24 protein-coding genes and 1 pseudogene are annotated in these 24,603 nt (G+C 57.4%); 8 read left to right on the top strand and 17 right to left on the bottom strand.

Annotated features, from left to right (window positions below):
- Window positions 1–6 precede the first annotated feature (6 nt).
- The 3 genes from PUV54_RS06985 to hemC all read right to left on the bottom strand — a co-directional run bounded on the left by PUV54_RS06985 (window position 7) and on the right by hemC (window position 3,222).
- Window positions 7–1,494 (bottom strand): COG4223 family protein, encoded by a 1,488-nt coding sequence (locus PUV54_RS06985; protein WP_274494895.1) that lies wholly within the window; start codon window positions 1,492–1,494, stop codon window positions 7–9.
- 61 nt (window positions 1,495–1,555) lie between these two features.
- Window positions 1,556–2,272, bottom strand: a complete 717-nt coding sequence (locus PUV54_RS06980) for a uroporphyrinogen-III synthase (RefSeq protein ID WP_274494894.1) — start codon at window positions 2,270–2,272, stop codon at window positions 1,556–1,558.
- Window positions 2,269–3,222, bottom strand: a complete 954-nt coding sequence (gene hemC, locus PUV54_RS06975; protein WP_274494892.1) for a hydroxymethylbilane synthase — start codon at window positions 3,220–3,222, stop codon at window positions 2,269–2,271. The genes PUV54_RS06980 and hemC overlap by 4 nt, the downstream gene beginning before the upstream one ends.
- A gap of 116 nt (window positions 3,223–3,338) precedes the next feature.
- Between hemC and tsaD the strand changes: the two genes are divergently transcribed.
- The gene (gene tsaD, locus PUV54_RS06970) at window positions 3,339–4,436 is read left to right on the top strand and encodes a tRNA (adenosine(37)-N6)-threonylcarbamoyltransferase complex transferase subunit TsaD (protein WP_274494891.1); all 1,098 of its coding nucleotides are present in this window, start codon (window positions 3,339–3,341) and stop codon (window positions 4,434–4,436) included.
- Window positions 4,437–4,492: 56 nt separating this feature from the next.
- Here the strand turns inward: tsaD and PUV54_RS06965 are convergent, their stop codons facing one another.
- A complete protein-coding gene (locus tag PUV54_RS06965) occupies window positions 4,493–4,936 on the bottom strand; it encodes an Rrf2 family transcriptional regulator (protein WP_274494890.1) in 444 nt (147 codons plus the stop codon).
- A gap of 588 nt (window positions 4,937–5,524) precedes the next feature.
- Window positions 5,525–6,163, bottom strand: coding sequence for a TetR/AcrR family transcriptional regulator (locus PUV54_RS06960; protein ID WP_274494889.1), 639 nt, complete (start codon window positions 6,161–6,163; stop codon window positions 5,525–5,527).
- Window positions 6,164–6,242: 79 nt separating this feature from the next.
- Here PUV54_RS06960 and PUV54_RS06955 point away from each other — a divergent pair, with 79 nt between their 5' ends.
- Window positions 6,243–7,253, top strand: coding sequence for an NAD(P)H-dependent glycerol-3-phosphate dehydrogenase (locus PUV54_RS06955; RefSeq protein ID WP_274494888.1), 1,011 nt, complete (start codon window positions 6,243–6,245; stop codon window positions 7,251–7,253).
- Window positions 7,254–7,262: 9 nt separating this feature from the next.
- Here PUV54_RS06955 and PUV54_RS06950 read toward each other — a convergent pair whose 3' ends face one another.
- Both PUV54_RS06950 and PUV54_RS06945 read right to left on the bottom strand, forming a co-directional pair.
- The gene (locus tag PUV54_RS06950; protein ID WP_274494887.1) at window positions 7,263–7,646 is read right to left on the bottom strand and encodes a hypothetical protein; all 384 of its coding nucleotides are present in this window, start codon (window positions 7,644–7,646) and stop codon (window positions 7,263–7,265) included.
- A 229-nt stretch (window positions 7,647–7,875) separates the two neighbouring features.
- Window positions 7,876–8,745: a LytR/AlgR family response regulator transcription factor gene (locus PUV54_RS06945; protein ID WP_274494886.1), complete on the bottom strand. Its 870-nt coding sequence runs from the start codon at window positions 8,743–8,745 to the stop codon at window positions 7,876–7,878.
- A 233-nt stretch (window positions 8,746–8,978) separates the two neighbouring features.
- Between PUV54_RS06945 and PUV54_RS06940 the strand changes: the two genes are divergently transcribed.
- Window positions 8,979–10,481 (top strand): M61 family metallopeptidase, encoded by a 1,503-nt coding sequence (locus PUV54_RS06940; RefSeq protein ID WP_274494885.1) that lies wholly within the window; start codon window positions 8,979–8,981, stop codon window positions 10,479–10,481.
- 9 nt (window positions 10,482–10,490) lie between these two features.
- Here the strand turns inward: PUV54_RS06940 and PUV54_RS06935 are convergent, their stop codons facing one another.
- Window positions 10,491–11,714, bottom strand: a complete 1,224-nt coding sequence (locus PUV54_RS06935; protein ID WP_274494884.1) for an argininosuccinate synthase — start codon at window positions 11,712–11,714, stop codon at window positions 10,491–10,493.
- 106 nt (window positions 11,715–11,820) lie between these two features.
- On the bottom strand, window positions 11,821–12,240 hold the full coding sequence (locus tag PUV54_RS06930; RefSeq protein WP_274494883.1) for a hypothetical protein: 420 nt from the start codon (window positions 12,238–12,240) through the stop codon (window positions 11,821–11,823).
- Window positions 12,241–12,450: 210 nt separating this feature from the next.
- On the opposite strand from PUV54_RS06930, the gene PUV54_RS06925 reads away from it, so the two are divergent.
- Entirely contained in the window at window positions 12,451–13,494 is a 1,044-nt protein-coding gene (locus tag PUV54_RS06925) for a GIN domain-containing protein (protein WP_274494882.1), read from the top strand.
- Between the two features lie 64 nt (window positions 13,495–13,558).
- Here PUV54_RS06925 and PUV54_RS06920 read toward each other — a convergent pair whose 3' ends face one another.
- Genes PUV54_RS06920 through PUV54_RS06910 form a run of 3 tightly spaced genes read right to left on the bottom strand, consistent with a single transcriptional unit; the run spans window position 13,559 to window position 17,738 of the window.
- Window positions 13,559–14,872, bottom strand: a complete 1,314-nt coding sequence (locus PUV54_RS06920; RefSeq protein ID WP_274494881.1) for an amidohydrolase — start codon at window positions 14,870–14,872, stop codon at window positions 13,559–13,561.
- A 26-nt stretch (window positions 14,873–14,898) separates the two neighbouring features.
- Window positions 14,899–16,614 (bottom strand): carboxylesterase/lipase family protein, encoded by a 1,716-nt coding sequence (locus PUV54_RS06915; protein ID WP_274494880.1) that lies wholly within the window; start codon window positions 16,612–16,614, stop codon window positions 14,899–14,901.
- Window positions 16,615–16,643: 29 nt separating this feature from the next.
- On the bottom strand, window positions 16,644–17,738 hold the full coding sequence (locus PUV54_RS06910; RefSeq protein WP_274494879.1) for a fatty acid desaturase: 1,095 nt from the start codon (window positions 17,736–17,738) through the stop codon (window positions 16,644–16,646).
- A gap of 179 nt (window positions 17,739–17,917) precedes the next feature.
- Here PUV54_RS06910 and PUV54_RS06905 point away from each other — a divergent pair, with 179 nt between their 5' ends.
- Window positions 17,918–18,364: an ABA4-like family protein gene (locus tag PUV54_RS06905; protein ID WP_274494878.1), complete on the top strand. Its 447-nt coding sequence runs from the start codon at window positions 17,918–17,920 to the stop codon at window positions 18,362–18,364.
- A gap of 131 nt (window positions 18,365–18,495) precedes the next feature.
- On the opposite strand, the gene yghX is transcribed toward PUV54_RS06905, so the two are convergent.
- Window positions 18,496–19,380, bottom strand: coding sequence for a YghX family hydrolase (gene yghX, locus PUV54_RS06900; protein ID WP_274494877.1), 885 nt, complete (start codon window positions 19,378–19,380; stop codon window positions 18,496–18,498).
- Window positions 19,381–19,636: 256 nt separating this feature from the next.
- Between yghX and PUV54_RS06895 the strand changes: the two genes are divergently transcribed.
- From PUV54_RS06895 to PUV54_RS06885, 3 genes and pseudogenes are all read left to right on the top strand, one after another.
- Entirely contained in the window at window positions 19,637–20,440 is an 804-nt protein-coding gene (locus PUV54_RS06895) for a DUF4386 domain-containing protein (RefSeq protein WP_274494876.1), read from the top strand.
- Between the two features lie 65 nt (window positions 20,441–20,505).
- A complete protein-coding gene (locus PUV54_RS06890; protein WP_274494875.1) occupies window positions 20,506–21,234 on the top strand; it encodes a hypothetical protein in 729 nt (242 codons plus the stop codon).
- Window positions 21,235–21,258: 24 nt separating this feature from the next.
- Window positions 21,259–21,411, top strand: a pseudogene (locus PUV54_RS06885) (IS3 family transposase); the annotation flags it as partial.
- A gap of 98 nt (window positions 21,412–21,509) precedes the next feature.
- Here the strand turns inward: PUV54_RS06885 and trpB are convergent.
- From trpB to PUV54_RS06865, 4 genes are all read right to left on the bottom strand, one after another.
- Window positions 21,510–22,757 (bottom strand): tryptophan synthase subunit beta, encoded by a 1,248-nt coding sequence (gene trpB / locus PUV54_RS06880; protein ID WP_274495213.1) that lies wholly within the window; start codon window positions 22,755–22,757, stop codon window positions 21,510–21,512.
- Window positions 22,758–22,904: 147 nt separating this feature from the next.
- Window positions 22,905–23,534: a histidine phosphatase family protein gene (locus PUV54_RS06875; RefSeq protein ID WP_274494874.1), complete on the bottom strand. Its 630-nt coding sequence runs from the start codon at window positions 23,532–23,534 to the stop codon at window positions 22,905–22,907.
- A 14-nt stretch (window positions 23,535–23,548) separates the two neighbouring features.
- Window positions 23,549–24,220 carry a phosphoribosylanthranilate isomerase gene (locus PUV54_RS06870; protein WP_274494873.1) on the bottom strand — a complete coding sequence of 224 codons (672 nt, stop codon included), beginning with the start codon at window positions 24,218–24,220 and terminating at the stop codon, window positions 23,549–23,551.
- 12 nt (window positions 24,221–24,232) lie between these two features.
- On the bottom strand, window positions 24,233–24,601 hold the full coding sequence (locus PUV54_RS06865; RefSeq protein WP_274494872.1) for a LapA family protein: 369 nt from the start codon (window positions 24,599–24,601) through the stop codon (window positions 24,233–24,235).
- Window positions 24,602–24,603 lie beyond the last annotated feature (2 nt).

Raw genomic sequence — 24,603 nt, 5'->3', positions numbered from 1 at the left:
AACCGGTTACTCCGAACCGTTGGCTGCAAATCGGTCTGACAGCGTGTTTAAGACTGATGACGCCAGACTGCTACTACGCGCCAATTCCACCCAGCCAGTCATGGCCTCTTGGGCCGATGGCGGCAGACTAGCAAGTTCGTTTAAAGCGGAGGTTAAATCACCCTCGCCGAGGGCGTGCTCAGCACGGGAAATGACGGCGCGCGGCGTGTCGCCTGTCTGCGGCGCTGCTGGCCTGACGGAGACAAGGCTTTGCGCACGTGCAATGACGCCGGAAACGCCGCCGCCCGCTTTTTCCAGTCCCGCCGCCGCCAACCCGGCGCGCGCGGCTGCGTCAAATCCTTCCTGCAGCTCCATCTCGGTCGGCACGCCGTCATGCGCATAAGGCGCGAGTTTGGAGGCCTCTTCTGGTGCATATTCCGCAACCGCCGTGAGCTCGCTTGCGAACGGCGCGCCAGCCTCAACCTTTCTCTGTAGGGCGCGCAGCGCGAGTGTCGCTTTCAGCTTGTCCGTCGCGCCCTCAACTTCCGTGTTCTGAATTTTTTGAAGGCTCGTACGCATGGCGGAAATCTCGCCTGCATAACGCTCATCGCGGGCCGCGAGCGCCGTTTCGAAACTCTCCCTCAAGCTGGCGATCTCCGCAGCAAGTTCGACATTCCGAGCCTGCTCGGCTTTAAGCGCGCCTTCAAGCCGCGCGGTTTCACGGCGCAGGTCGTCGAGGTCATTGGCGAGCTTCTCAGCCCCAAGCCCAGGCGGTTCTTGTACAATCGGATCGTCACGATTAACCAAACCTTGCTCCATCACCGGCGGCTCATTTTCCGTGTTGGCGGGGGCTGCATCCGAAGAGGCGCTGGACTGATTACTGTCGGTCTCAGCTTCTTCAACGTCAAAACCGGTTACTTCATCCGCACTCTGATTTTCCGATCCATTTTCAACCGCTGCTTCAGCTTCCTGTATCCGGCGCATGGCTTCTTTTGCACCTTCCTCAACGCTGTTGGCGAGCTTTTCCGCGCCTTCCTTCGTCACAGGCGGCAGGAACCCGCCGTTTTGCGCTGGCGGCGACTGTTCGGGCTTCAGGTCATCGCCCTGTAAGTTGCCGATTTTTGCATCATCAACGGAAGATTGGGGCTCAATGGGAACCGCAACAGGCTCGTTTGCTTCGTCAGGGTCCGAAGACCGCTCGTTCACATTTGTATCGATAGAGCCGGTTTCATCTTGCGTCGGAGCCTGTGTCTGGCCTGCTGACTGAAATCGCCATACGCCAAGCGCAATGACCGCCACGATTACAAATGCAAAAAACAACATCACGCCCGGCGTCAGCGTTGACTTGCGCCCGCCTAATTCTTCTTCAGCGCCTGCGAGCGCTTCCTCAACATCCGGCGGGGTCTCGTCAAAAGCGGAAGCAGCGCCATCCGTCTCTTCGACGACTTCGGCTTCGACTTCCGGCGCGCCAGTCTTGTCGGCGTCATCTTCCGGCTTGTTGCCGTTCTCGCTCACGCTTCACTCCTTGCCGGACACTCTCACAATGTTTCGTAGATAAGCCCCGAGGCGTGGCGGCTCAAGCGCGCATGTCCTTCTGAGCCGCAATCATTTTGACGAGACTTTCAGCATTGCGTCCAGGCGACACAAGCTTTTTGCGCCAAATGTCGCCAGCGGCGTCAGCGACAGCCTCGCTCAGGCAGGCGGCATTCATGGATTTCAGGGCGCTGTTTACGCCAGCGCTTTCTGCTAATTCCAGAAACAACCGCGCAGAGCGAGGCGAAAAAAACGACGCCCATTCCGGCGGATTGGTTTTGATCATTGTGGCCGTGCCAGCCGGCAATGCTTTCAGCGCTCTGGCTTTATAGAGCGTAAGGCGCTCCGCCCTGATCCCGGCAGACGCCAGAAGGGCAACGAGATCGCCAGCGCGATCATCGCCTGCGATGTGCAAAACGCCATTTGACGCCATAGCCCTTTCGGCTTCGATATGAGCAGCAAGGCTTTGCACGTCACCTTCAGCAACTTTTATGTTCTTGAAACCGGCTGCCACCGCCGCCTCAGCAGTGACCGCGCCCACCGCAAAAACAACCAGGTCGCGCCGCTCCTCGTTTGCCGCGAAGGCGCGCACGCCATTGGCGGAAGTGAAGGCAAGCGCGCCGGCGCCGCTAACATCCACCGGTTGCTGGTAAATCTCGATTTCCATCACCGGCGCCAACACGGGCGTATGACCATTGGCTCGACACAGGTCGGCAAACACAGATGCGCCGGGCTCGGCCCTGGTGACGAGCACCCTCATAAATGGGCCAGTTGTTCGAAAAAAGCCTCGCCTGCCTCTGCGCGAATTTCCGCCGCCGCCGCCGCGCCCGCTTTTTCTGCTTTGTCGTTACTCCCTTCTGTATACGGAACAGAACAAGTGACCGTGAAACGTCGCATACCATCAAGCGACAATAACTCGCCCCGGAACTTGATTTCACCGTGCTCGATAACAGCAAGGCCGGCGATCGGAGTGCGGCATGAGCCGTCGAGACCGGCCAGGAACGCCCGTTCGATAGCAATGCATGCTGCAGTTTTGCTGCAGTGAAAGGCCGCAGCAATTTCACGCGCCTCCTTATCGTCTTCCCGACACTGGACACACAAAGCGCCCTGCCCGACCGCCGGCAGCATGTCATCAGGCTCAAGTATGGCCGTGGCTTTTGCGGCCATACCAAGCCGATTGAGCCCCGCAAGGGCAAGGAATGTCCCGTCGGCAACGCCGTCTTTCAGTTTTTGCAGTCGGGTCTGGACATTGCCGCGTAAAGTCACTGCTGATATGTCCGGGCGCCGCGCCAACACCTGAGCAATGCGCCGCACCGAAGCTGATCCGATCTTCGCGCCTTGCGGCAAATCCCATGGCGAAGCCGCCGCCGAAGAGATAAACACATCGCGCGGATCCTCACGTGCGGGTATCGCCGCCATCACGAGTCCCGGCGGCGAGACCGCCGGCATGTCCTTCATTGAATGCACCGCGAACCGCACCTCGCCTGTGAGCAAGGCTTCTTCAATCTCTTTGGTGAACAGGCCCTTTCCGCCGATTTCCGCCAGCGAACCTGAAAGGTTCTTGTCGCCGCTCGAAACAAAATCCCTCACCGGCGCCTGTGAGGCATCAACATCAGCAGTGTTCGCAATCATCGCCTGCACCAGTTCGGCCTGTTTCATGGCAAGAGGCGAACGGCGGCTGGCGATAGGAAAATGTTTCTGTTCTGGCACTGGTTTCGCCTTGAGAACTGTTTGGGGCGCTATTATAGCGCATGCCCCTTGCGTGACGTTGCGCTTTTGATGTCCAAGCGCTTAACGCGAGCCCAAAGGGATAAGCAAGCCGCCAGATGAGCGCATCGGAATCATACGTCCTCGGCATTGAGACAAGCTGCGATGACACCGCCGCCGCCGTTGTGCTTCGACGCGCTGACGGAAGCTGCCGAATATTGTCGAATGAAGTCTGGGCGCAACATGACGATCACGCAGCTTACGGCGGCGTGGTGCCCGAGATTGCGGCGCGCTCTCATGTGGAGCGTCTCGACGCAACTATCGAAAAAGCCGTTGCAGCAGCAGGCGTTGACTATGATCAGCTAGCAGCCGTAGCCGCAACGGCCGGCCCTGGCCTGGTTGGCGGGGTCATGGTCGGACTGACCGCGGCAAAGGCCGTTGCGCTGGCCCATGACCTGCCGCTGTTCCCGATCAATCACCTCGAAGGGCATGCCTTGTCGGTCAGGCTGACCGAGAAAGCGGCTTTTCCGTATTTACTGCTGCTGATTTCCGGCGGCCATACCCAGTTGATCCGTGTCGCCGGCGTTGGCGATTATGAACGGCTTGGCACGACCATAGACGATGCCGCCGGGGAATCGTTCGATAAGACGGCAAAGTTGCTGGGCCTGGGTGCGCCGGGCGGACCCATGATCGAGGCGGCGGCGGTTGGTGGCCGCACGGACCGGTTCGCTTTGCCCGAACCGCTGAAACGCCGTGAGGGATGCGATTTTTCATTTTCAGGACTTAAGACCGCCGTACGTGAAGCGGCCGAGGGCATCCCAAGCCCTACCGGACAGGATGTGGCCGACATCGCCGCATCGTTCCAGATTGCTGCGGCGAGGCATCTTGCCCAGCGCACGGAAAAAGCCATGGGGATCATGGGATCGCATGGCGAGGGCCGGCTGGTCGCTGCGGGCGGGGTCGCCGCAAACTGCACCATCAAAAAAATGCTGCAGCAATTGTGCGCAGCAAATTCCTGGCGCTTGATCGTCCCGCCGCCCAAATACTGCACAGACAACGGGGCCATGATCGCCTGGGCTGGCGCGGAAAGACTGGCTGCAGGGCTGATACCGGATCAAGCAGAAGCCATGCGCCTTGCGCCGCGGGCCCGCTGGCCGCTGGCGCTTCACGAGGATGGCGGCAAGCTGGGCAGCGGGCGGAAAGGCCCGAAGGCATAAAGAAGGCGTAAAATTGTGCACATTTTTGCTGCAGCATGAGGTGCGGCATTTTCAGTTTATGCTGCGCTTTTTGCTGCAGCATTTTGCGCAGCAATTTCCCTGGCGAATTGCTTGAGCGTGACGCCTTCAAGCCGGCCCAAAAACGCGGCTTCAGCTTCATCCGCTACCCCTGAAAGCACTTGCTGGACGCCTGCTCCAACGGGGCAATCAGGGTTTGGGGCCGCCCGATGCAGGGATATGAGACCGGGTTCTTCGACAGCCTGATGAATTTCGCGGAGCGTTATTTTCTTTGGCCCCCTGGCGAGTGTCGCGCCCCCGCCTTTCCCCAACTGTGAGGAAGTCAGTCCGGCCTTTGAAAGCGCACCAAGAAGGCGCCGTATCACGGCAGGATTGGTGTTCGCGCTCGCGGCCAGTGTTTCCGACGTCACGGGAACAGGCCGACTGGCAGCCAAGAGAGCCAGAATGTGCGCCGCGACGGCAAACCGGGTCGAACCAGCCACAGCAAATCTCCTTAAGGCAATGCTTGAGCCGTCACTCTAGCGCGAAAACCTTGTAAATGTGTAGCTGACACAGTTTCAATTATGGGTAACGCATAAAAAAAAAGGCGCGAAAGCCTGGGCAGGCTTTCGCGCCAGTCAAACCGCTGCGGTTCGGGGGAGGGTGTGTCCTTAAGGGGAGGGGACAGAGCCGCAGCAGCGAAGAACAGGTCGGCGGCGTTAGGAGATAACGACGCCGCGGGTTGCGAGATCCGCAACGTTAAACAGAAGAGCGCCGAGAACGCCGGTGATGGAGAGCGTGAGAGCGGCTTGGACAGCAAGGTTTCTAAAGGACGTCATGGCTTGATCTTTCTAATGGTCAAAAGTGCGTTTCTTGGTTTTGTGATTGTGAAAGGGCAGCGCCCCGATCACGCAGGTGCACATAAGGCCCTACTGAAGATATGTCAATGAACGTTTTGATTAATATTCATTATTTATGATTTATTCTCGCTCTCAGATATTTTTCTCGTAAAATCAATGAATTAAGCGTTTCGAAGGGAGGCCTGCTGGTGTGTGATCGCTATTTTGTGATCATCTTGGAGAGCAAATGCTCTATAAAAGTGCGTGTTTTCTCTTCTCGGTTGCCGCTTTACGCGCCGCGCGCCACGAAAATCCGTCAAGCACCAGGTTGATCACCTCTTCCAGCTCGGCGGCAAGCGCTTCGAAATCGCCCTCATGGAAAATGGCCGGGCTGGTAAAGCGATAAAATGCGTCCTGAACAATTTTGGCCGTGCGGGTCGCATCCTCAACCGCGAAAGACCCATCGGCATCACCCTCGATCAGGATTTCCGACAGGACCCGGCCTTCGGCGTTTTCCCATTCGATCCCAACCTTTGGCCGCGAGTTCAGAAGCTCTTGTGAGAGTTCGTAGGCCTTGGGCTTATCGTGGAACCTGTCATAGGCCAGCTTGAACTTGTGCAGGAAAAAGGCTCTCAATTTTTGCGAAGGCGACTGCCCGGGCTTTTCCAGAACCGCCCTGAGGCTGGCTACTTGCTCGCGCCGCAACACGCGCACGAAGATTTCCGCGATATCGAGTTTTGACGGGAAGTAGCGGTAGAGGTTGCCGGTGGACATGTTGCAGTCCTGCGCAATCTCCGACATGGTTGTTTTGCCATACCCGTAATGCAGAAACCGCCGACTAGCGGCGTCCAGGATCTGCTTTGCGGTTTCATCAAGATTCTCAGTAGGCATTTGCGGTATATTGTTTACGCTGAAATCTATATAAACCGTTCATTCGTCATTCGGCAACAAACAAAGCGAAGTCCAGCTTATGAATTCGGGTCGGCCTTTCTCTTCCGTTGGCGTTATAGGCGGCGGCGCCTGGGGTACGGCGCTGGCGGCGGTTTGCGCCAATAATGGCGTCGCGACGACGCTCTGGGCGCGCGAAAGCGCCGTCATAAACTCGGTTAACAATCATCACGAAAACACCGAATACCTGCCCGGCGTTCCACTGCCCAAAACGCTGAACGCCGCGGATTCATTGGGTATGGCCGGCGAGAAAGAGGCCCTACTTTTTGTCGTGCCCGCGCAATTCGCCCGGTCAGTATTCGCCGACTTGCGCGCCGCCTGCCCTACCGCCGGCATGCCGGTAGCGCTTTGCTCGAAAGGCATCGAAAGGTCTTCGGGACTACTGATGACGGAGGTCCTGTCCGGGGTATGGCCGGAAGCTAAGCCAGCCGTTCTTTCCGGGCCCAGTTTTGCCCGTGACGTCGCCATGGGATTACCGACGGCCGTGACGCTCGCCTGCGCCAATAAAGACCTGGGCGCGCGTTGGATGGCGACAATAGGGGCTGCTCACTTCAGGCCGTATCTGTCAAACGACCTGACCGGCGCAGAGCTTGGCGGCGCGATCAAGAACGTCCTCGCCATCGCCGCTGGTGTCGTTGATGGACGAGGGCTCGGCCAAAGCGCCCGCGCCGCACTGATCGCGCGAGGGTTTGCGGAGTTTCAGCGGCTCGGCGTTGCACTAGGCGCCAAGAAAGAAACCATGGCCGGGCTATCGGGTCTTGGGGATCTGATCCTGACGGCCTCCTCCAGCCAGTCCCGGAACATGTCGCTGGGCATGGAACTGGGCAAGGGACGCAGCCTTGAAGAGGTGCTGGGTGAACGAAACACAGTGAGCGAAGGCGTCGCCACCGCTGACGCCATACATGCGCTTGCAGAAAAAGCAGGGGTAGAAGCCCCGATCTGCGAAGCTGTGTCAAACCTTGTGAACGGGCGGAAAACCGTGGACGAGATCATCGCCGCCCTGCTGGCGAGACCGTTTAAATCTGAAGCCTAGATAAATGTATTAGCCGCGACGCTTATACGACCGGCAGCTCGCCTCATAAGGACGGGCTGAAAGACGCGCGTTCCACCCGGCTGTCCATGCGTCGCCGCCATCGACACCGCCGCGAGCGCGACACTGTTGAAAACCGGTTCTGTATTCGGGTGAGACCACGTCCACTTGCCCGGCGAGCTGAAAGGCGGCGTCATAACACTCGCAGATCAGATCCTGTCCCGTTGTCGCGGTCAGCGTCGGCGTCATATCAGCGCCGGAATAAGTGTTGCCGGGACTGCTGTTTGACCCGTCCCCGCCGGCTCCAGCGAAGTTGGTGTTCATCACGGCATAAAGAGCGACGCCAAGCACCACCAGCGCCAGAACACCGCCGAAAATGGCTTCGATATTACGCATCTTAAACCCCTCTCTCGCCGCTCTGGGCCAAAACCCGACAATAGGCGGTAGTTATATTAGCCCGAAAGGGCTGATTAACAAAGGGTTAATAGGCTCAAGGTCGTCAAAACGCCGGGATGAAGGCCGTCCTTTGCGTGCCGGACGCTAGAAATCGAATAAAGATCACCCCTCAGAGAAGAATGGGCCTCAATCAAGAAACGCTAACGTTCCATCGATGGCCACGCTTATATCAAGCCGTTCCTTTGCGGGCTTTCCACTTCGCCATGAAGTCTTTCTTGTAAGATGCGCCAATCGGAAGCTCTTGCTCGCCAATGGAGAGCTGATCGCCTTTAATCGCTTTAATGTGGTCCATCCCGACAATGTAGGAGCGATGCGCACGCGCGAACCGTGTCTCCGGCAAGCGTTCGATAAGGTCCTTCAAGGCGCCATAGGCCATAAACGTCTTTTCGCCTGTCACGACATTAGCGTAGTTGCCCGCGGACTGAACGAACAAAATGGCGTCTACGGGAATTTGGACACTCTCGCTTCCGGACTCAATCTGCAGAAAGTTTTGACCAGGCGCCCCGCCGCTGGCGAAAGCATGCATCTCTTTTTGAGTATCAGACAACGCTTTTTTTAAAGACGCCGCTTCGTTCTCCAGCATACGGCGTTCACGCAAATGCCTCGCCCAGTCGCGGCCAAATTTATAAAGCGTCGAGGTTAAGAGAACGAACGGGGCCAAATACAGATTTTCCATGATCAATGCAGGCCAGGTCAGCGACCTCAGGTCAGGCTCGGCAAGCACGATAATCAACCGCTGGGTCGCCGTCTGTAGCAACACACTTGCAACCAGGAGTGCGCTGATCGCGAAGAGATATGTCCGCCATCGGCCGCAAGCCAGAAATTTTGGCACGACATAATACGCATTCGTAACGAACAGCACAGCATTAATAAGCCCGCCGATAATAAGCGGCGCGACGAGGCTGTTCTGCGGCTGGCTAAAGTAACCGAAGCCGTTGCTATCTCCGCGCGCCATCAGCCAAATCCAGCCAGAGCAAAGCGTAATCCAGATGACCGGTTCCAAATAAGCCGTTCCCGGCCTTGACTTGAAAAACCTCATGGTCGCCTTTTCCAGTGAATTGATCTGACGTCTCGCCTTCCGTTTAAAAAGTTCTGCATTTCATCCTGCTACACAAGGCCCAAGCCAGAACACCCGCGCCATATTCACATAAGCAATACGCCTGTTCACATAATCAGTTGGTGCGTTTGCATAATCGCTACACGCTTCCGGATAACAGCGAGAGACATCAACCCCTCGATGCGCCATGCCGTCCCGAAAAAGGAGAATTTGGCATGCGTGTTATTGGTTCTATTGCTCTTAGTCTTTCATTGTGCATCGCAGTCAGTTGCGCGCCATCCGCCGCTCTCGCGGATAGCTATGAGATCCGCTTTTCCAGGGAACGCGCTGACGATGATATGGCGTTGCGACGGGCTGAGGTGGCGGCGAAGGTTACGCCCCATCGCGGGCGAATTCAGATGACCCGCGCCGCCGGCGACACGGGTCTCTATCAGGGTTGGGCAGGCTTTATTACGAAGCTGGCGGCGGAAGACGCTGATGGCGAACCCGTTGGCTTGATTCAAGAAACACCGGGCGTCTGGAGATTAGCGCGGCGCACCCACGGGGAGATTACCGTACAATATGCGCTCAATCTTCAGCACGACCGTTTTCGCAACGAGCCGGGCGATGACGAGCTTGCCTATGGCCGAGACTACGGCGTGATGTGGACCGGGCGGGCGCTGTTTATGGAAGGCGCACCCTCAGACCATATCATCGTCGATTTTGACTTGCCTGAAGACTGGAAGGTCAGCACGCCCTGGCGGCAAGACGCGGCAAATCCCGCGAGATTTTTCCCGCGCAATACGGACGCTTTGCTTGATTCCGCGTTCTTGGCAGGCGCGCATGAAGAGATCGACATTGCTCTCGGCGATGCAAAAGCAATTATTGCGCTGGGACCGCCTGTGGCGGAACTGGGCGCTGTGTATGAACCAATTATCGAGAATTTCTTTGGCGCTTTTTCAGCGTTGTTTGACGATACGCCAAAAGACAACTTTTTGCTGGTCGGTGCAGACGCATCATTTCTCGGCGGCGGCGTTCTGGGCAGAACTATCAGCCTGTCATTGAATGAGGACGCACTAGGCCCGAGCGGTCAATTTCTTGCCGCTTATGTCATCGCACATGAGGGCTTTCATCTTTGGAATGTTCGATGGGGCGGACAGAACGAAAGCGCGGGCGAGCTCGAATGGCTTTTAGAGGGCGCAGCGGAATATTACGCATGGATTACAGCCTTACGTCTGAATTATGTCGATGAGGAAATTTTCTGGGGCCTGGTTCTCGACAGGCACGGACAGTATCTAAGCGCATTGCAGTCGGGAGGCACAATTGTCTCAGCAGCCGCAACGAAGAATCAGTCATCTGACAGCTACAATCTCATTTACTACGGCGGGATGAGCGCGCTGTTCGCCATGGACCTGAAAATTCGCAGCGAAACAAGTGGCGACAAGTCGCTTGATGACGCCATTCGAGCAATTCATGTCGCGAGCACCCATGGGGGTTCGCCCTTGACCCTAACTCGATTGGGAACGCTCGTGAAACAGTCAACTGGCGTCAGCATTCAAGGGATACTCTCCAACAACATCCGTCGATCAGAAAAGATTGACCTCGCGCCGTACCTCGCCAACTTCGGACTTTTCTTGCAGAAGAACGAAGCTGAACAGACTTATGGTCCAATCGAGCAAGGGGATGATCAAACCGCTGATCAACGCGCATTGCTGACCGCCTGGCTATCAGGTGAGTAGCTTAGAATGCTATCGCGTTTGCGCGTTGCGGCGGGCGAGGAGTTTCAGGCGCAGCGCGTTTAGCTTGATGAAGCCTTCTGCGTCTTTCTGGTCGTAAACCGCATCTTCCTCAAACGTCACATGAGCGAGAGAATAGATGGTGTTTGGCGATGAACGCCCGACTACATTGGCTGAGCCCTTATAGAGCTTGACGCGCACCGTGCCCGACACATGCTCCTGGCTTTTGTCTATGGCCGCCTGCAGCATTTCCCGCTCCGGCGCGAACCAGAAGCCGTTATAGATGAGTTCCGCATAGCGCGGCATGAGTTCGTCTTTTAGGTGCCCGGCGCCGCGATCGAGCGTGATCTGCTCGATGCCGCGATGGGCGGCAAGCAGGATCGTTCCGCCCGGGGTTTCATAAATCCCGCGCGATTTCATGCCGACGAAGCGGTTTTCAACCAGATCAAGACGGCCAACGCCGTGCTTGCGGCCATAATCATTGAGCTTAGTCAGCAAAGCCGCGGGCGAAAGCATTTCGCCGTTGATCGAAACCGCGTCGCCGCGCTCGAACCCGATTTCAATGGTCTCGGCTTTGTCCGGCGCATCCTCCGGATCAACCGTACGCTGATAAACGTAGTCCGGCGCTTCATCAGCCGGGTCTTCCAGCACCTTACCTTCTGACGACGTGTGCAGCAGATTGGCGTCTACGGAAAACGGCGCCTCGCCGCGTTTGTCTTTTGGAATTTCGATCTGATATTTTTCGGCGAAGGCAATTAATTTTTCGCGGCTGTTCAAATCCCATTCACGCCACGGCGCGATCACGCGAATATCCGGATTGAGGGCGTAGGCGTTCAACTCAAAACGAATCTGATCGTTGCCCTTGCCGGTGGCGCCATGGGCGACTGCGTCGGCGCCGGTTTTGCGCGCAATCTCAACCAGACGTTTCGCGATCAACGGGCGCGCGATGGACGTTCCGAGCAGATAGAGTCCTTCATAAACCGCGTTGGCGCGGAACATCGGGAAAACGAAGTCGCGTACGAACTCCTCGCGCAGATCCTCGATATAGATTTCCTTGACGCCGGCGCGTTCGGCCTTGCGGCGCGCAGGCTCAAGCTCTTCGCCCTGACCCAGGTCTGCGGTGAAGGTGACGACCTCGCATCCATATTCAACTTCCAGCCATTTCAAAATGACTGACGTATCAAGCCCGCCGGAATAGGCGAGAACGACTTTTTTGACGTCATTTCCTGAGGTCACGCTTTGCTCCCTTGAACCTTCAAGTGGCCTATAACGCGCGCATGCGTAAAAGAAAAGCGAAGCAACTGCTCCGCTTTTCCTGCGTTAGTATTTATCAGATCACAGACTACCCGCGCACGTAAATCTTGCGGCCGTCGATCCTGATATAGTTCATTCGCATCCGGCGATCCCAACGCAATTCAGACCGAAAGCTCCGCTGGTTCTTGCCGTACGACCTGCCTCGGCGCTCATCATATCGCGCCGCACGCTTTAGCTCCCGGCGATCGGGTTGATAATAAAACGCCCGGGCCGGGCAGACGGTGACAGCTTCGTCACGGCGGTTTTCGCGCCGGTCATAGCGGTCCTCGCGGCGATCCCTGCGGCTGGTGGTAAAGCGGCGGTCTCGCCGGTCTTCAATCCGGTCCAGTCGATCTTCAACAAGATCGGGACAAGCGCGTGCATTCAACTTCCATTCGCCCGCAAACGCCGGCGCGCTCATCATGACAAATCCAGCCCCTAAAACACTAAACGCAACTTTCTTCAGCATGCCGTTCTCCATGGCTTTCAAGAGATGACCTGCCCCAAGCCCGGGCCACTCTGAACATATAAACGGAAGCTGACTGGCGCTCCGTCGCGACGAGCCGAGGTCTTTTCGCGGTGATTTCATGGCGAAACCGGGGCAAGCGGTTTGCGACACGCCTGCTACTACGGTAGCATTAAGGTAAGCAGAGCCTGGCAACCAAGGGGGTACTCAACCATGCCTATTCAACAATTCATGACCGCGGCTTTCGGCGCGGCGGCCATTTTTGCAAGCGCGGCGCACGCGGAAGTCTCAACGCATCAAAACATCAACACTGTAGAGATCAGAGATTTCATAGGCGCCGTGAATATCGAAACGGCAGCAAGCGGCGACGTGCGGCTCGATAATCAACCCGGCGACGATGCAGACTATCCGGTGATTGTCGATACGGATAACGGCGTTCTCAGCATCCGCAGTTATGAAGATCCTGACGAAACCCGCTGGCATCGCGACGTTGATTGGCGCCGCTATGAAGAACGGGCCTTTGAAGTTTTCCTTGAAGATTACCCGACGATTACCCTGACCATTCCCGCCGGCGCAGCACTATCCTTTGACAGCGCGGTGGTGAAGCTCACCGCAGACAACACCAATGGCGCTCTTTCTGTTCGCGAAGGTCACGTCGATGGCGTCATTGGCGATATCGCGAGCGGCGACATCAAGATTCACGGTTCAGGAGATCTTAAAACAGGCGTCGTTGCAGGCGCCCTTGATATTGGCATTCACGGATCGGGCGACTTTGAAGCACTGACCGTGGAGACGCTCGAAGCCTCCATTCATGGTTCCGGCGACATCAATCTCAGAGACGTTAATGGCGACGCGACGGTCGGGATCCATGGCTCAGGCGACGTAACCCTCGGCAACGTCAACGGTTCGTTCGTCGCCAGCATCCACGGATCGGGCGATATCGACGCCGGCGACGTTGCCGGCGGGGCCGCAACCTCCGTCTATGGTTCAGGCGATATCTCGCTCGCCAGCATCAATGGCGAAACCACCGCAAAAGTGCACGGGTCTGGCTATATCAACATCCGGGATGGGCGCGCGGAAGACCTGCGGGTTGAAATCCATGGTTCCGGCGGGTTTGACTTCGGCGGCGTCGCGACCAATCCGGACGTTCGCGCATCGCGCTCCGGCGACGTCTATATTCGCCGTCACGAAGGTTCTGTACGAGTGAGCGGCGATGGCGACGTGCGCATCAGCGGCGTTCAATATGGCGACGATTAAAAACAAACTGACTTTAGAAAAACCCGGCGCGGACTGATCGTTCGCACCGGGTTTTTTATGCGGTTTATTCTGACTTATTGAAGAGTGCGATGGCGGAGGCGGTCATGGCTTCGACGCCCGCCTTGATTGATGGCTCAGGCTCGATCTTGAAAAACGGCGAGTGATGGGATGCCGCGCTTTTGACTTTGCCTTCCGGGGTGCCGCCAACATTGAAGTAGACGCCTTTGACGCCCGTATCCGGCGTGACGAAATAGGCGAAGTCTTCAGCGCCCATGCCCTCTCGCGGTTTGTCGATCAAGACACCCTCGCCCATTTGCGCGGTGATGGCGTCGCGAACGAACTGCGCCGTTTCGCGGTCATTGATCGTCGGCGGCGTTGTTTCGGTTTCGGAGCGGATCACTTCCGGCATCAGATTTTCAGGCACGCCAAGGGAAACAGCGACGCCTTCAGCCACGCGATCAATAGAATCGAGCAATTGCTCGCGAATCTCGAAATCGTTTGAACGCACGGTTAGCTGCATCTCAACCCGGTCACCGATGATGTTGTGTTTCGTGCCGCCATGAATGGCGCCGACCGTAATCACGCCCGCCGCCTGGGGGTTGATGGTGCGCGACACAACAGACTGCAGGGAAACCACGATCTGAGAGGCAACCAGTACCGGATCGATCCCTTTGTGGGGCGATGCGCCATGGGCGCCGACGCCGTGGACGATTATGTCAACGCTATCAGCGCTCGATGCGCGAATGCCGAGAGGCACTTCGATCCGGCCTGACGGCGTTTGCGCGGAAACATGCAGCGCCATGGCGTAGTCGGGCTTTGGAAACTTCTTGTACAAGCCGTCTTCTAGCATCGCGCGCGCGCCGGAAATTCGTTCCTCCGCAGGCTGACCAATCAACACCAGCGTGCCTGACCATGCATCCTTGCGGGCCGCCAATTGCCTCGCCGTACCGACAAGCGATGTAATGTGCATGTCATGGCCGCAAGCGTGCATCACCGGCTTGACGATGCCGTCGATGTCTTCTTGCGTCGCGGTGGAGGCATAGGCAAGCCCGGAATCTTCCTTCACCGGCAGGCCATCCATGTCCGCGCGGATCAGCACGGTCGGCCCGTCGCCGTTTTCCATGACAGCGACGATGCCGGTTCCGCCGACGCCTTCGGTCACGTCATAGCCAAGAGCGCTGATTTCCGCTGCAAGGCGCTTCGACGTTTCAAACTCACGGTGGGAGAGTTCGGGATTTTGATGAAAATGAGTGAACAGCGCTTCCAGGTTTTCTTCGTAATCAGCAGCAACAGACGCGCTTAAATCCGATTGCGCGAAAGCAGGCGTGACAAGCGCCAATGCGCCAGCGCTGAACATCAGTGATTTCAGGTAAGTCATAGGTCCCTCTCCATATTCGTGCGCTTTCAAGCGCATCCCGTTTCGACCGCGATACCATTCGCCAGCTCCGGAAGCCAGACGCCGACAATGCCAATCACGTAACAGCGTTCTTTTTGGTCCATCCGCTGATCGGCGACGATATCCGAAGCGACCATGGCCAAATTGTCTTCTTCAGCAAAGGCGACAATACCGCCGTCTTCGCGCCCATCAAACCGCAACAGCGTCCCGCCATTCGCGGACCATTCGGGCCATGCCGGCAAACCATCCGGCGCCGGCGCGCCATTTCGCGCGAATTCCGCCCAATAGGCGCCCATGGCGCGGCTGAGCTCCTCCCGCGATGCTGCGGTTTTCTTTTGAAACATCACCTTGTCGAGACGGCCGAGGAGCTGAAACCTGTTAAATACGAACGGGATCTCCATGGCGTGCGCTGCGCCCAGAAGATGTTTGAGATCGCTGAACATGAACCGCCCGCCCTCGTCCCAGTCGAAACGGTAGGCGTAAACTTCGTTATGGCCGCCAGCCGCCATTTGCACTGCTGGTTCGTCGACGGATCTTATACGCCAGATGCGGCTGGGATACTCTGACGCCGCATCGTAAAATTCCTTGTCACGCGAGGTGGTGAACAAGCCCAGAAACTGTTTCGTCAAACGCGGATTGGCGAGATTGAACAGCTTGAATTCGTCACGGTTCACGCCGGTGATGATTGGCACGGCGTTGAAGGTATCGGGTGAGGAAAACGCATCGCGCATGGCCCCGGACGGCAGCACGACGCCGTCCTCAATCACGGTAGGCATGTCGGTTGTCGCGCCTTCGGCGCCTTCATACGCGGCGAACAGCGCCTCGGCCGATAAAGCACGCAGATCCTTTGCCGTTTCGGCGCCGAGCCGTTCCGACACCACCATGGAAGGATTGGAAAGAGCGCTTTCAGCGCTTTCGGCGTCAGCAATGGAAACACTGTCAAAGCTGCCCGATTGCACGATCGCCCGATGAAACAGGCCCGCCGCCAGCGGAGAAGCGAGCAATGTCACAACATTATGCCCGCCAGCGCTTTCGCCGAAAACCGTTACGCGCTCCGGATCGCCGCCGAAAGAGCTGATATTATCACGAACCCATTTCAGCGACTGGATAAGATCAAGTGTTGCGAAGTTCGCCGCGCTGTCTAACGACGTTTGCGCATCGGCGCGTAAAGCCGGATGCGAGAAAAACCCAAGCGGCCCAAGCCGGTATTGAACGGAGATGACAATAACGCCCTCATTGCGCGCAAGGTTCGAGCCGACATAGCTGGCTGACCGGCCCCAGACGTTGCTGCCGCCATGAATCCATACCATGACCGGCAGCGGCTCGCCGCTCGCCGCTTTTTCCATCGCATCGGCGGGCGCATAAAGATCGAGGTAGAGGCAATCTTCCGACCCGATGACTTGCCCCGGATCGATGCCCTCCGACTGGTGAAACCAGTTTGACATCTGGGTGCAGCGCGAACTGAATTCTGCGGCAACGCGCACGCCATCCCAATTTGCCGCCGGCTGCGGCGCGCGCCAGCGCAAGTTGCCGACCGGCGGTTTGGCGTAGGGCAGACCGCGCCAGGCATGGGCGCCTTCGGCTACTGAAACGCCTATGACCTCGCCAAGTGATGTTTGACGGACAGTCGCTTCGTCGGGTTCTGGGGCGGGCGGTGCGGTAACTTTTTTTCCGCATGCGGCAAGTGCGGTAAAGCACGCAAGCACGACTAGCCGAAACTTCATGGACGCCCCTCCCGTTTGAGGGGCAATACTTACCTTGCTGCAGCGAAGGTGACCATCCTTTGTTGCACTGGGCACCAGAGCGCAAGCCGCGCGCAACGGATGCTCTCGCGGATCGTCATCACCGGCAGCGCCAGCAAATCCTCGCTGGCGCGATAGCATTCCATCAGCTTGTAGTTGGGAATACGACTGGTGAGATGGTGGATGTGGTGAAGGCCGATATTGCCCGTGATCCATCGCAACGGTTGCGGCAGCTTGTAGTGGGAGGATCCGAAAATTGCGGCTTCAGCAAAATTCCATTTCGGCTTCCGCGCCCAATAAGCGTCCTCATACTGGTGCTGCACAAAAAACAGCCAGGTGCCGATCCATGCCGAGATCGTAACCACGGGAATGATCACCGCCGCAACAACGCCGGCGCCCAGGAAAAACGACAGCCCGCCATAAAAAACCACAAGCGCAATGTTCAACGCGACAACGCTTTTCCAGATCTGGGATAGCTTCATGCCCTGATATGTTTCCGCAAACGGCATCGCCCCGGCGAGCGGCAGACGCTGTAACAAAAGAAAATACAACGGCGCGCCGAAGATGATCATCACCAGTGGATGACGATACAACTTGTACATGATCTTTTTCGCTGGCGAGAGCGCGCGGAACTCCTCAACAGTCAGCGTATCGACGCCGCCGACGCCGCGCCGGTCCAGGTCGCCGGAACTCGCATGGTGGCGGTTATGCGCGTCGCGCCAGAACCCGTAAGGGGTAAAGGTCAACACGCTGATAGCGAACCCAAGCAACGTATTTGCCCGTTTGGTCTCGAAGTAGCTGCCATGTCCGCAATCATGCTGGATTGTGAAAAGCTTTACCAAAAGCCCCGCCGCAAAAGGCGCTATCAGCGCAACCGCCAGCCATACGCCGCTAGCCGCCGCAGCGAGCATGGCGCCCACCGCAGCTATATAAAGCGCGAGGCTGAGGCTCGCCTGTAAAATGCTGCGCTTTAGATCGACGCCCTGAAATTTTTTGCAGTGCTCAACGATACGGCGGAGCATGGCGGCGCGGGCGGTTTCGGCAGGCGTAGAGACTCGGTCGTCGGCAGGGGCGGCGAACGCCTCGGCATTGGCTTTACTGGACATGAAAGAAATGTACTCGCTTTTGACGACGAAGACGTGAAAACGCGCCGCCGGTTTCCTCACACAATATTAGGATGGGCTTAACGGGTTTTGGCGCGAAAGGCCAATCACGGGCGGGTCAGGCCGACAAGGCGTCGCAGCAAAGCGCTATTTGCGGTAATGTCTGGTGACCGGGAGGGACGATGATGGACTGGAACACAGCTTTTACCGCGATCAATGCATCAGTATTGCCGGCCTGGGCGCTGCTGATCTTTTTGCCACGCAGCAAAGTGACCGGCGCGATTGTTCATTCAGCGCTTTACCCGGCATTGCTGGGCGGGGTTTACCTGGCAGGCATGGTCGCCGCCTTCGCATTTGGCCAGTCGAGCGGCGGCGTTGATTTCACCAGCATCGAGGGCGTGCGCGCCATCTTCGCGCATCCGAACGGCGTCATCATCGGCTGGACGCATTATCTCGTTTTCGACCTGTTTGTCGGCGCGTGGATCGGGCGCGACGCGATCAGACATCGGGTCCCGCATCTGGCGGTCATACCGTGTCTCATCCTTGCTTTCATGCTCGGGCCAGTGGGTTTGCTGCTTTACGTTTTGCTGCGCTTTATGCTGCGCAAAAAACTGATGCTGCAAGAGTAAGTTTTACCTAAGCCCCCTGATTGTCATCACCGGGCTTGTCCCGGTGATCCAGTAAAACAAACCCCTACTCTGGATTGCCGGAACACGTCCGGCAATGACATCCAGTGGGTTTCCGAAAACGAACAGCCCGCCTAACTCAGATACTTCCCGAACCAGCCAAGCGTGCGCTCCCAGGCGAGCGTCGCCGCCGCTTCGTCATAGCGGGGCGTCGTATTATTGTGAAAACCGTGATTGGCGCCGTCATAAAAGTAAGCCTCATAGGTTTTGCCGTGCTCTTTCAGCGCCGCCTCATAGGCTGGCCATCCGGCGTTCACCCGCTCGTCGTTTTCGGCATAGTGCAGCATAAGCGGCGCCTTGATCTGAGGCACGTCTTCTACGTCTGCCTGCCGCCCGTAAAACGGCACCGAGCAGGCCATGTTTTCGTAAGCGACCGCGAGCGCATTGCAGACCCCGCCACCGTAACAAAAACCCACCGCACCAACCTTGCCGGTGCTGTGTTCGTGGCTCACGAGATGTTCGAACCCGGCAAAGAAATCTTCCAGCAGCTTTTCGCGGTCGAGCTCGCGCTGCATGGCGCGGCCATCATCGTCATTACCCGGATAACCGCCGGCGGGGGTGAGGCCGTCGGGCCCGAGCGCAAGATAGCCGGCTTTCGCGACGCGGCGCACCACATCCTGAACGTATGGGTTCAGCCCCCGGTTTTCGTGCACCACCAGCACCGCGCCGAACGGGCCCTTGGCTCTAGGTTTCGCCATCAGCCCCTTGATGGTTCCATGGCCGTCAGGCGATGCATATTCCACCCATCCGGTGTCGATGTCGGGATCGTCGGGCGAGACCTGTTCGGCGAGCGCGTAGTTTGGTTTCAGCGCATTGAACGCCGCAAGCGCGCCCGCCGCGCCAGCGGTGAACCGCGCGGCCTTTTCCAGAAATTCACGCTTGGTCAGGGCCCCGTGCACATAGCCATCGAAAAGATCGAGAATTTCGGGCGAGAAATCAGCGGCGGTCTTGCGTTTCATGGGCGGCTCCTGTGGGTGACGGGGGCTTATTTAACAGAACGTAGGTGAAGTGTTAAACCGAACCAGCCGCCACACGTCGGCACCACCTGCTAAGGCGTTGAAATTGTAGGGTATTAAGACGCTCTCATTTAACACTATTGGTAATAGTGTTAAACGGCTCAGCGTAAATAGGGCTGTCAATCGCGGGGGCAATGTATGGAAATATGTCAGGGAAAGGTACGCACCTCGTTGGAGTGAACGGCCTAACGCAATCCGCTTGTTGATCATCGCATTTCGAATGCGTTCGCTATACATTAGGAGTAAGCCCAGCTTCTATAGCGACACCCATTTGGGAGGGAAAATGCAATCGCAAGAACGGGAAGATAAGATCCCGCCGGCGCGGTTGGCCGGTATCTGTTACTTGGTCATTATCGCGGGAGGCCTTTTTTCAGAAATCGTTGTCCGTGGACAGCTCATCGTCGCGGGCGATGCGGCTGCGACAGCGGCGAACATCATTGAGCACGAAAACCTTTACCGGACTGGCATTGGCGCTTCGATAGCGTTTCTCGCCTGCAATATCCCGGTGATTTGGGTATTCTACCGTGTGTTTCGCGTGTTCGATCAACCAATCAGTATCCTACTGGTACTGACATTCATGACTGCCATCATTGTCGAGGTGGCGAATTTGGGGAGCTACCTGGAACCCCTGAATTATTTGATCAATGCAGAAGCCCTAGCCGGGCTCACAGAATCCCAGCGCGCGGCGCTAAGCTACAGCGCCTTTCAGAGGTTCAACGCGGGTTTCGCGCTATCTCTTGCCTTCTTTGGCGCGCATTGTCTTATCCTCGCATCGTTGATCATCAGGTCAGGCCTGATACCGCGGATAATTGGCTTCGCGTTGGTGTTCGCTGGAATTGGCTATATTACCAATACGCTAACTACGTTCGTAGCGCCGCAGTTAAGGGGAGACTTCGGGATATTCTTACTTCTTCCCGCGCTAATAGCGGAAACGTCGCTTGCGTTATGGCTCACGTTGTTCGGCGTCAATCAAGCGCGTTGGAACGAAGCGGCAATGTCCTGAGAGAAACACTATAAATGCGCGCCCTTAGTGTTTTCGGGGCAGAGCGCCAATGCCGAGGATCTTAAATGCTGCTGCGTCGCGTTGCTCAACACGTCAAAACGCAAAATTGGTTCGCAGTCGGATTGGATTTCGTGATTGTGGCAGCGGGCGTTTTGCTCGCGTTGCAGGTCTCAAATTGGAGTGAGGCGCAGTCCAATAAGAAAGGCGCGACAAATACTCTAGTACGGTTGAAGAATGAGGTGTCGTTTAACACCATAGCGTTGGAGGAAAGGATCGCGTCGATAGGGGAAAGTCGCTCCACGCGCGATCGCGCTATACTTGCCCTAGATAGATGCGATGACTCCCCCGAGGCGATAAGTGCCGTCACTAAAACCATTCACGTCATGAGCGGCGATATCCTTCCGTCGTTTGTTGACAATTCGCTGCGCGAGCTTGCTAGAAATGACCAATATCTTGAATTGTTGACAGATGCCTTTCGGGCCGAATTGAACATATATGACTCTCGCTTGGCTGATGAACGATCACAACTGAAGATAAACTACGAACTCATGTGGGACGATCATGTTCTTCGAAATCCTTCGGTGTCCGTCGTAGCGCCGGAAGGGGATGTTAGCCGCGCGTTGATTGCCTTGCATCGTCCTATGGCTGAGCTTTGCGAGGATCCGGTATTTGGTCGCCAGTTAATCATGACGGAAGGCTGGCACCAAGCCGCGACATCTCGAATGACGCGTTTCAAGAAGCAGAATGAAGCGTTCCTATTGGAAATTGACGCCGAACTTGAGCGGTTGAATTGATCATAGCCTAACGAACGCACACGCAGGCTGTATGCTGAGGAACGCCTGTCGGTGAAGCGACGGCGCGGCCGCAAGCGCGCCACTGGCGTTCGCGCGCCGATCAACACGCCCTCAAAGCCGAACGATCGCTGGTCGCTTGATTTTCTGTCGGACGTGTTCGAGCCAGGACGGCGCTTCCTATCTAGGATTGACCGGCCCGAAAGCTTACGATACGTAATCGTCAATTATTTATTTGTATACTGATAATTTGCGACAATCTAAGTTGTACGCTGCAATTACTGACCCTCGCCCAGCGCGTCCATCACTGAAAAGATGTCCTTATCGCCGCGCCCGCACATGTTGAGCAGTAAAATCTGCTCGCGGTCCATTTCGACGGCTTTTTCGACCGCGCGGGCAAGCGCGTGGGCGGGTTCGAGGGCCGGGATGATGCCTTCGAGCGCCGCACAGAGCTGAAACATCTCCAGCGCTTCCTCATCCGTGGCCGACACGTATTTCACCCGGCCGGTTTCGTGCAGCCAGGCGTGCTCCGGCCCGATGCCGGGATAGTCGAGCCCCGCCGAGATCGAGTGAGCGTCCTGAATCTGGCCGTCATCGTCCTGAAGCAGATAGGTGCGGTTGCCGTGGAGGACGCCGGGCCTGCCACCGGTGAGCGACGCCGCGTGCTGGCCCGTTTCAACACCATGGCCCGCCGCCTCGACCCCGATGATCTCCACATCCTTGTCGTCAAGGAACGGATGGAAAAGGCCGATGGCGTTCGAGCCGCCGCCGATGCAAGCCATGATGACGTCGGGGAGGCGCCCTTCGGCCTCCATCATCTGCTCTTTCGCTTCCTTGCCGATCACCGACTGGAAATCACGCACCAGCGCCGGATAGGGGTGCGGCCCGGCGGCCGTACCGATGATGTAAAAGGTTGAATCCACATTGGTGACCCAGTCGCGCAACGCCTCGTTCATGGCGTCTTTCAAGGTGGCCGTACCGGATGTCACCGGCACTACTTCGGCGCCGAGTAGCTTCATGCGGAATACGTTGGGTTTTTGCCGCTCCACATCGGTCTCGCCCATGTAAACGATGCAGGGCAGACCGAAGCGGGCGCAGACGGTGGCGGTCGCGACGCCATGCTGGCCGGCGCCGGTCTCAGCGATGATGCGGGTCTTACCCATACGCCTGGCAAGCAGGATCTGGCCCATGCAATTGTTGATCTTGTGCGCGCCGGTGTGGTTCAGCTCGTCGCGCTTGAAATATATTTTTGCACCCTTGGTAGGGCCTGATTTTTCGCGGACATAGTCGGTCATACGCTCAGCGAAATAGAGCGGCGAAGGCCGGCCAACATAGTGCCTCAGGTAATACTCAAGCTCAGTCTGGAAGCTGGAGTCTGCCTTTGCGGCCTCATATTCCTTTTCCAGCGCCAGCACCAAAGGCATCAGGGTTTCGGCGACAAAGCGCCCGCCAAAAATGCCAAAGCGGCCTTCTTCGTCTGGCCCTTCTTTATAAGAATTTGGACGGTAGGAATTTGGTTCGATCATTTCACTCAAGACACCCCTCATCCTGAGGTACGAGCCCGGCTAATCCGGGCGAGCCTCGAAGGATGAATTGATTTGCGCCGCCATCCTTCGAGGCCCGACTACCGCCGGGCGCCTCAGGATGAGGAACTACTACGTGAAGACCGTCGCTTATTCCACTGCGACCGATGGCGACGCCGGCAGCCGTGCGATCAAATCCATACGGGCTATCGGCGCCCAGTCGCGCGGGTGGACGATGTAGATCACGCCCGAAGGCACTTCCTTTTCGCCCTTTTTCGTGGTCGCGCCATAGAGCGGTGCGATGTTCGAATGGCTCGACAGGATAATGTTCTGGCCCGGGTTCTGGCTAAGTTCTCTCGTCACATCGCGCTTGAAAGCGGCGACCGTGTTGGCGTCAGTGGACATCTGGGAATCGTGCGGCACGACTGGCGCGCCGCCAGCCGTGAGCGCCGCCGTATCCCATGAACGGCACATGCGGCTGGTATAGGCCTTCAGGATCGGCACATCGTTTTCGGCGAGGATCGCGCCAAAACTGCGCGCCTGATAAAAACCCTTGGCGTCGAGCCCCCGCCCCGGCGCCAGGCGGCACCCTTCGGAAAGGCCCGCCGCCCCGGCCTGATCGCCGGGCGAGTTGGCGTGGCGCATGACGATGACATAGCCGCCGCGTTTCAACGCTTCGAAAGCGACAGACTCCGCCGCTTCGTTTGGCTTTTTTTGAGCGCCCGTGGCGCAGCCGCTTAAAAATGCTGCAGCCAGGCCCACACACAAAGTCCTCAACATGAAATTCCCCTCGTTTATTTTTTCGCTGCAGCAAGAAATGCTTTGACGCGTTCAGCATCTTTCACGCCCGGCGCTGATTCAACGCCGGACGAAACATCAACGCCAAGAAACGCAGGCCGGTCTTTCTGGCTGGCGATTGCATCGGCGACGTTTTCCGGCGCTAAACCGCCCGCCAACAGGTAAGGCGTTTCCCCGTCATAAGACGCGAGCGCCGACCAGTCGAATGACGCCCCATAGCCGCCGGGCCGGACCGCGCCGGGCGGCGGCTTTGCGTCAAACAGCAATATGTCAGCGGCCTCGGCGAATTCTTTCGCCGCAGCCACGTCATCCGGCCCGGTCACCGGAATGGCCCTGATCACTTCAACACCGAATTCGGCGCCCAGCTCTTCGCAACGCTCAGCGCTTTCGTGTCCGTGAAACTGAAAATGGGAAAGCAGCGGCGCGGCGACGGATAGCTCTTTCTCGCCAGTGTCAACAAACAATCCGACCAGCCGCGGCATGGCGAACCCCTCGTCGAACGAGGCTTGTTTGAGATCGAGAATGATCTCTTCAGCGGCCTCCGCGCTCACAAAGCGCGGGCTTTTGCGAAAGAAAACAAACCCGAGAAAGTCAGCGCCGGCGCGGGCGGCGCCAATCGCGGTTTCGGCGTCCTTGACGCCGCAGATTTTAACAAGGGGATCGCTCATGCGGACATGACCCTAAACGGACGTCGCCTCCAGCTTGGGCGGCTCTTCCGTGTCGCCGCCGTCCTGTTTTTTACTCGCGTCGAGTTTCGCACTCAGCGCGGCGTTTTCCTTCTTTACGGCTTTCAGCTCGCGGCGGTTATCGCGCGCCTGCGCTCGTCGCTCGGCGCCTGAAAGCCACATCCCGAACGAACCAAGACCAACACCGATGAACAACATGCCCATCAGCCAGAACCACAAAGGAAGCGCCGGGGTCGCCATGGCTGGAGCTTCAACATTAAACGGATCAAGACTGATCGCCACCAGCGCACGGTTTGCAAAGAGGAAGAGTACCGACACGATCAGTATCGGAATCCAGATAATACGATAAAACCATTTCATCATTG

The organism is Hyphococcus flavus (assembly GCF_028748065.1).
GTDB lineage: Bacteria > Pseudomonadota > Alphaproteobacteria > Caulobacterales > Parvularculaceae > Hyphococcus > Hyphococcus flavus.
Note: the sequence above shows the minus strand (reverse complement) of the source record. Positions and strands in the feature narration are given on the sequence as shown.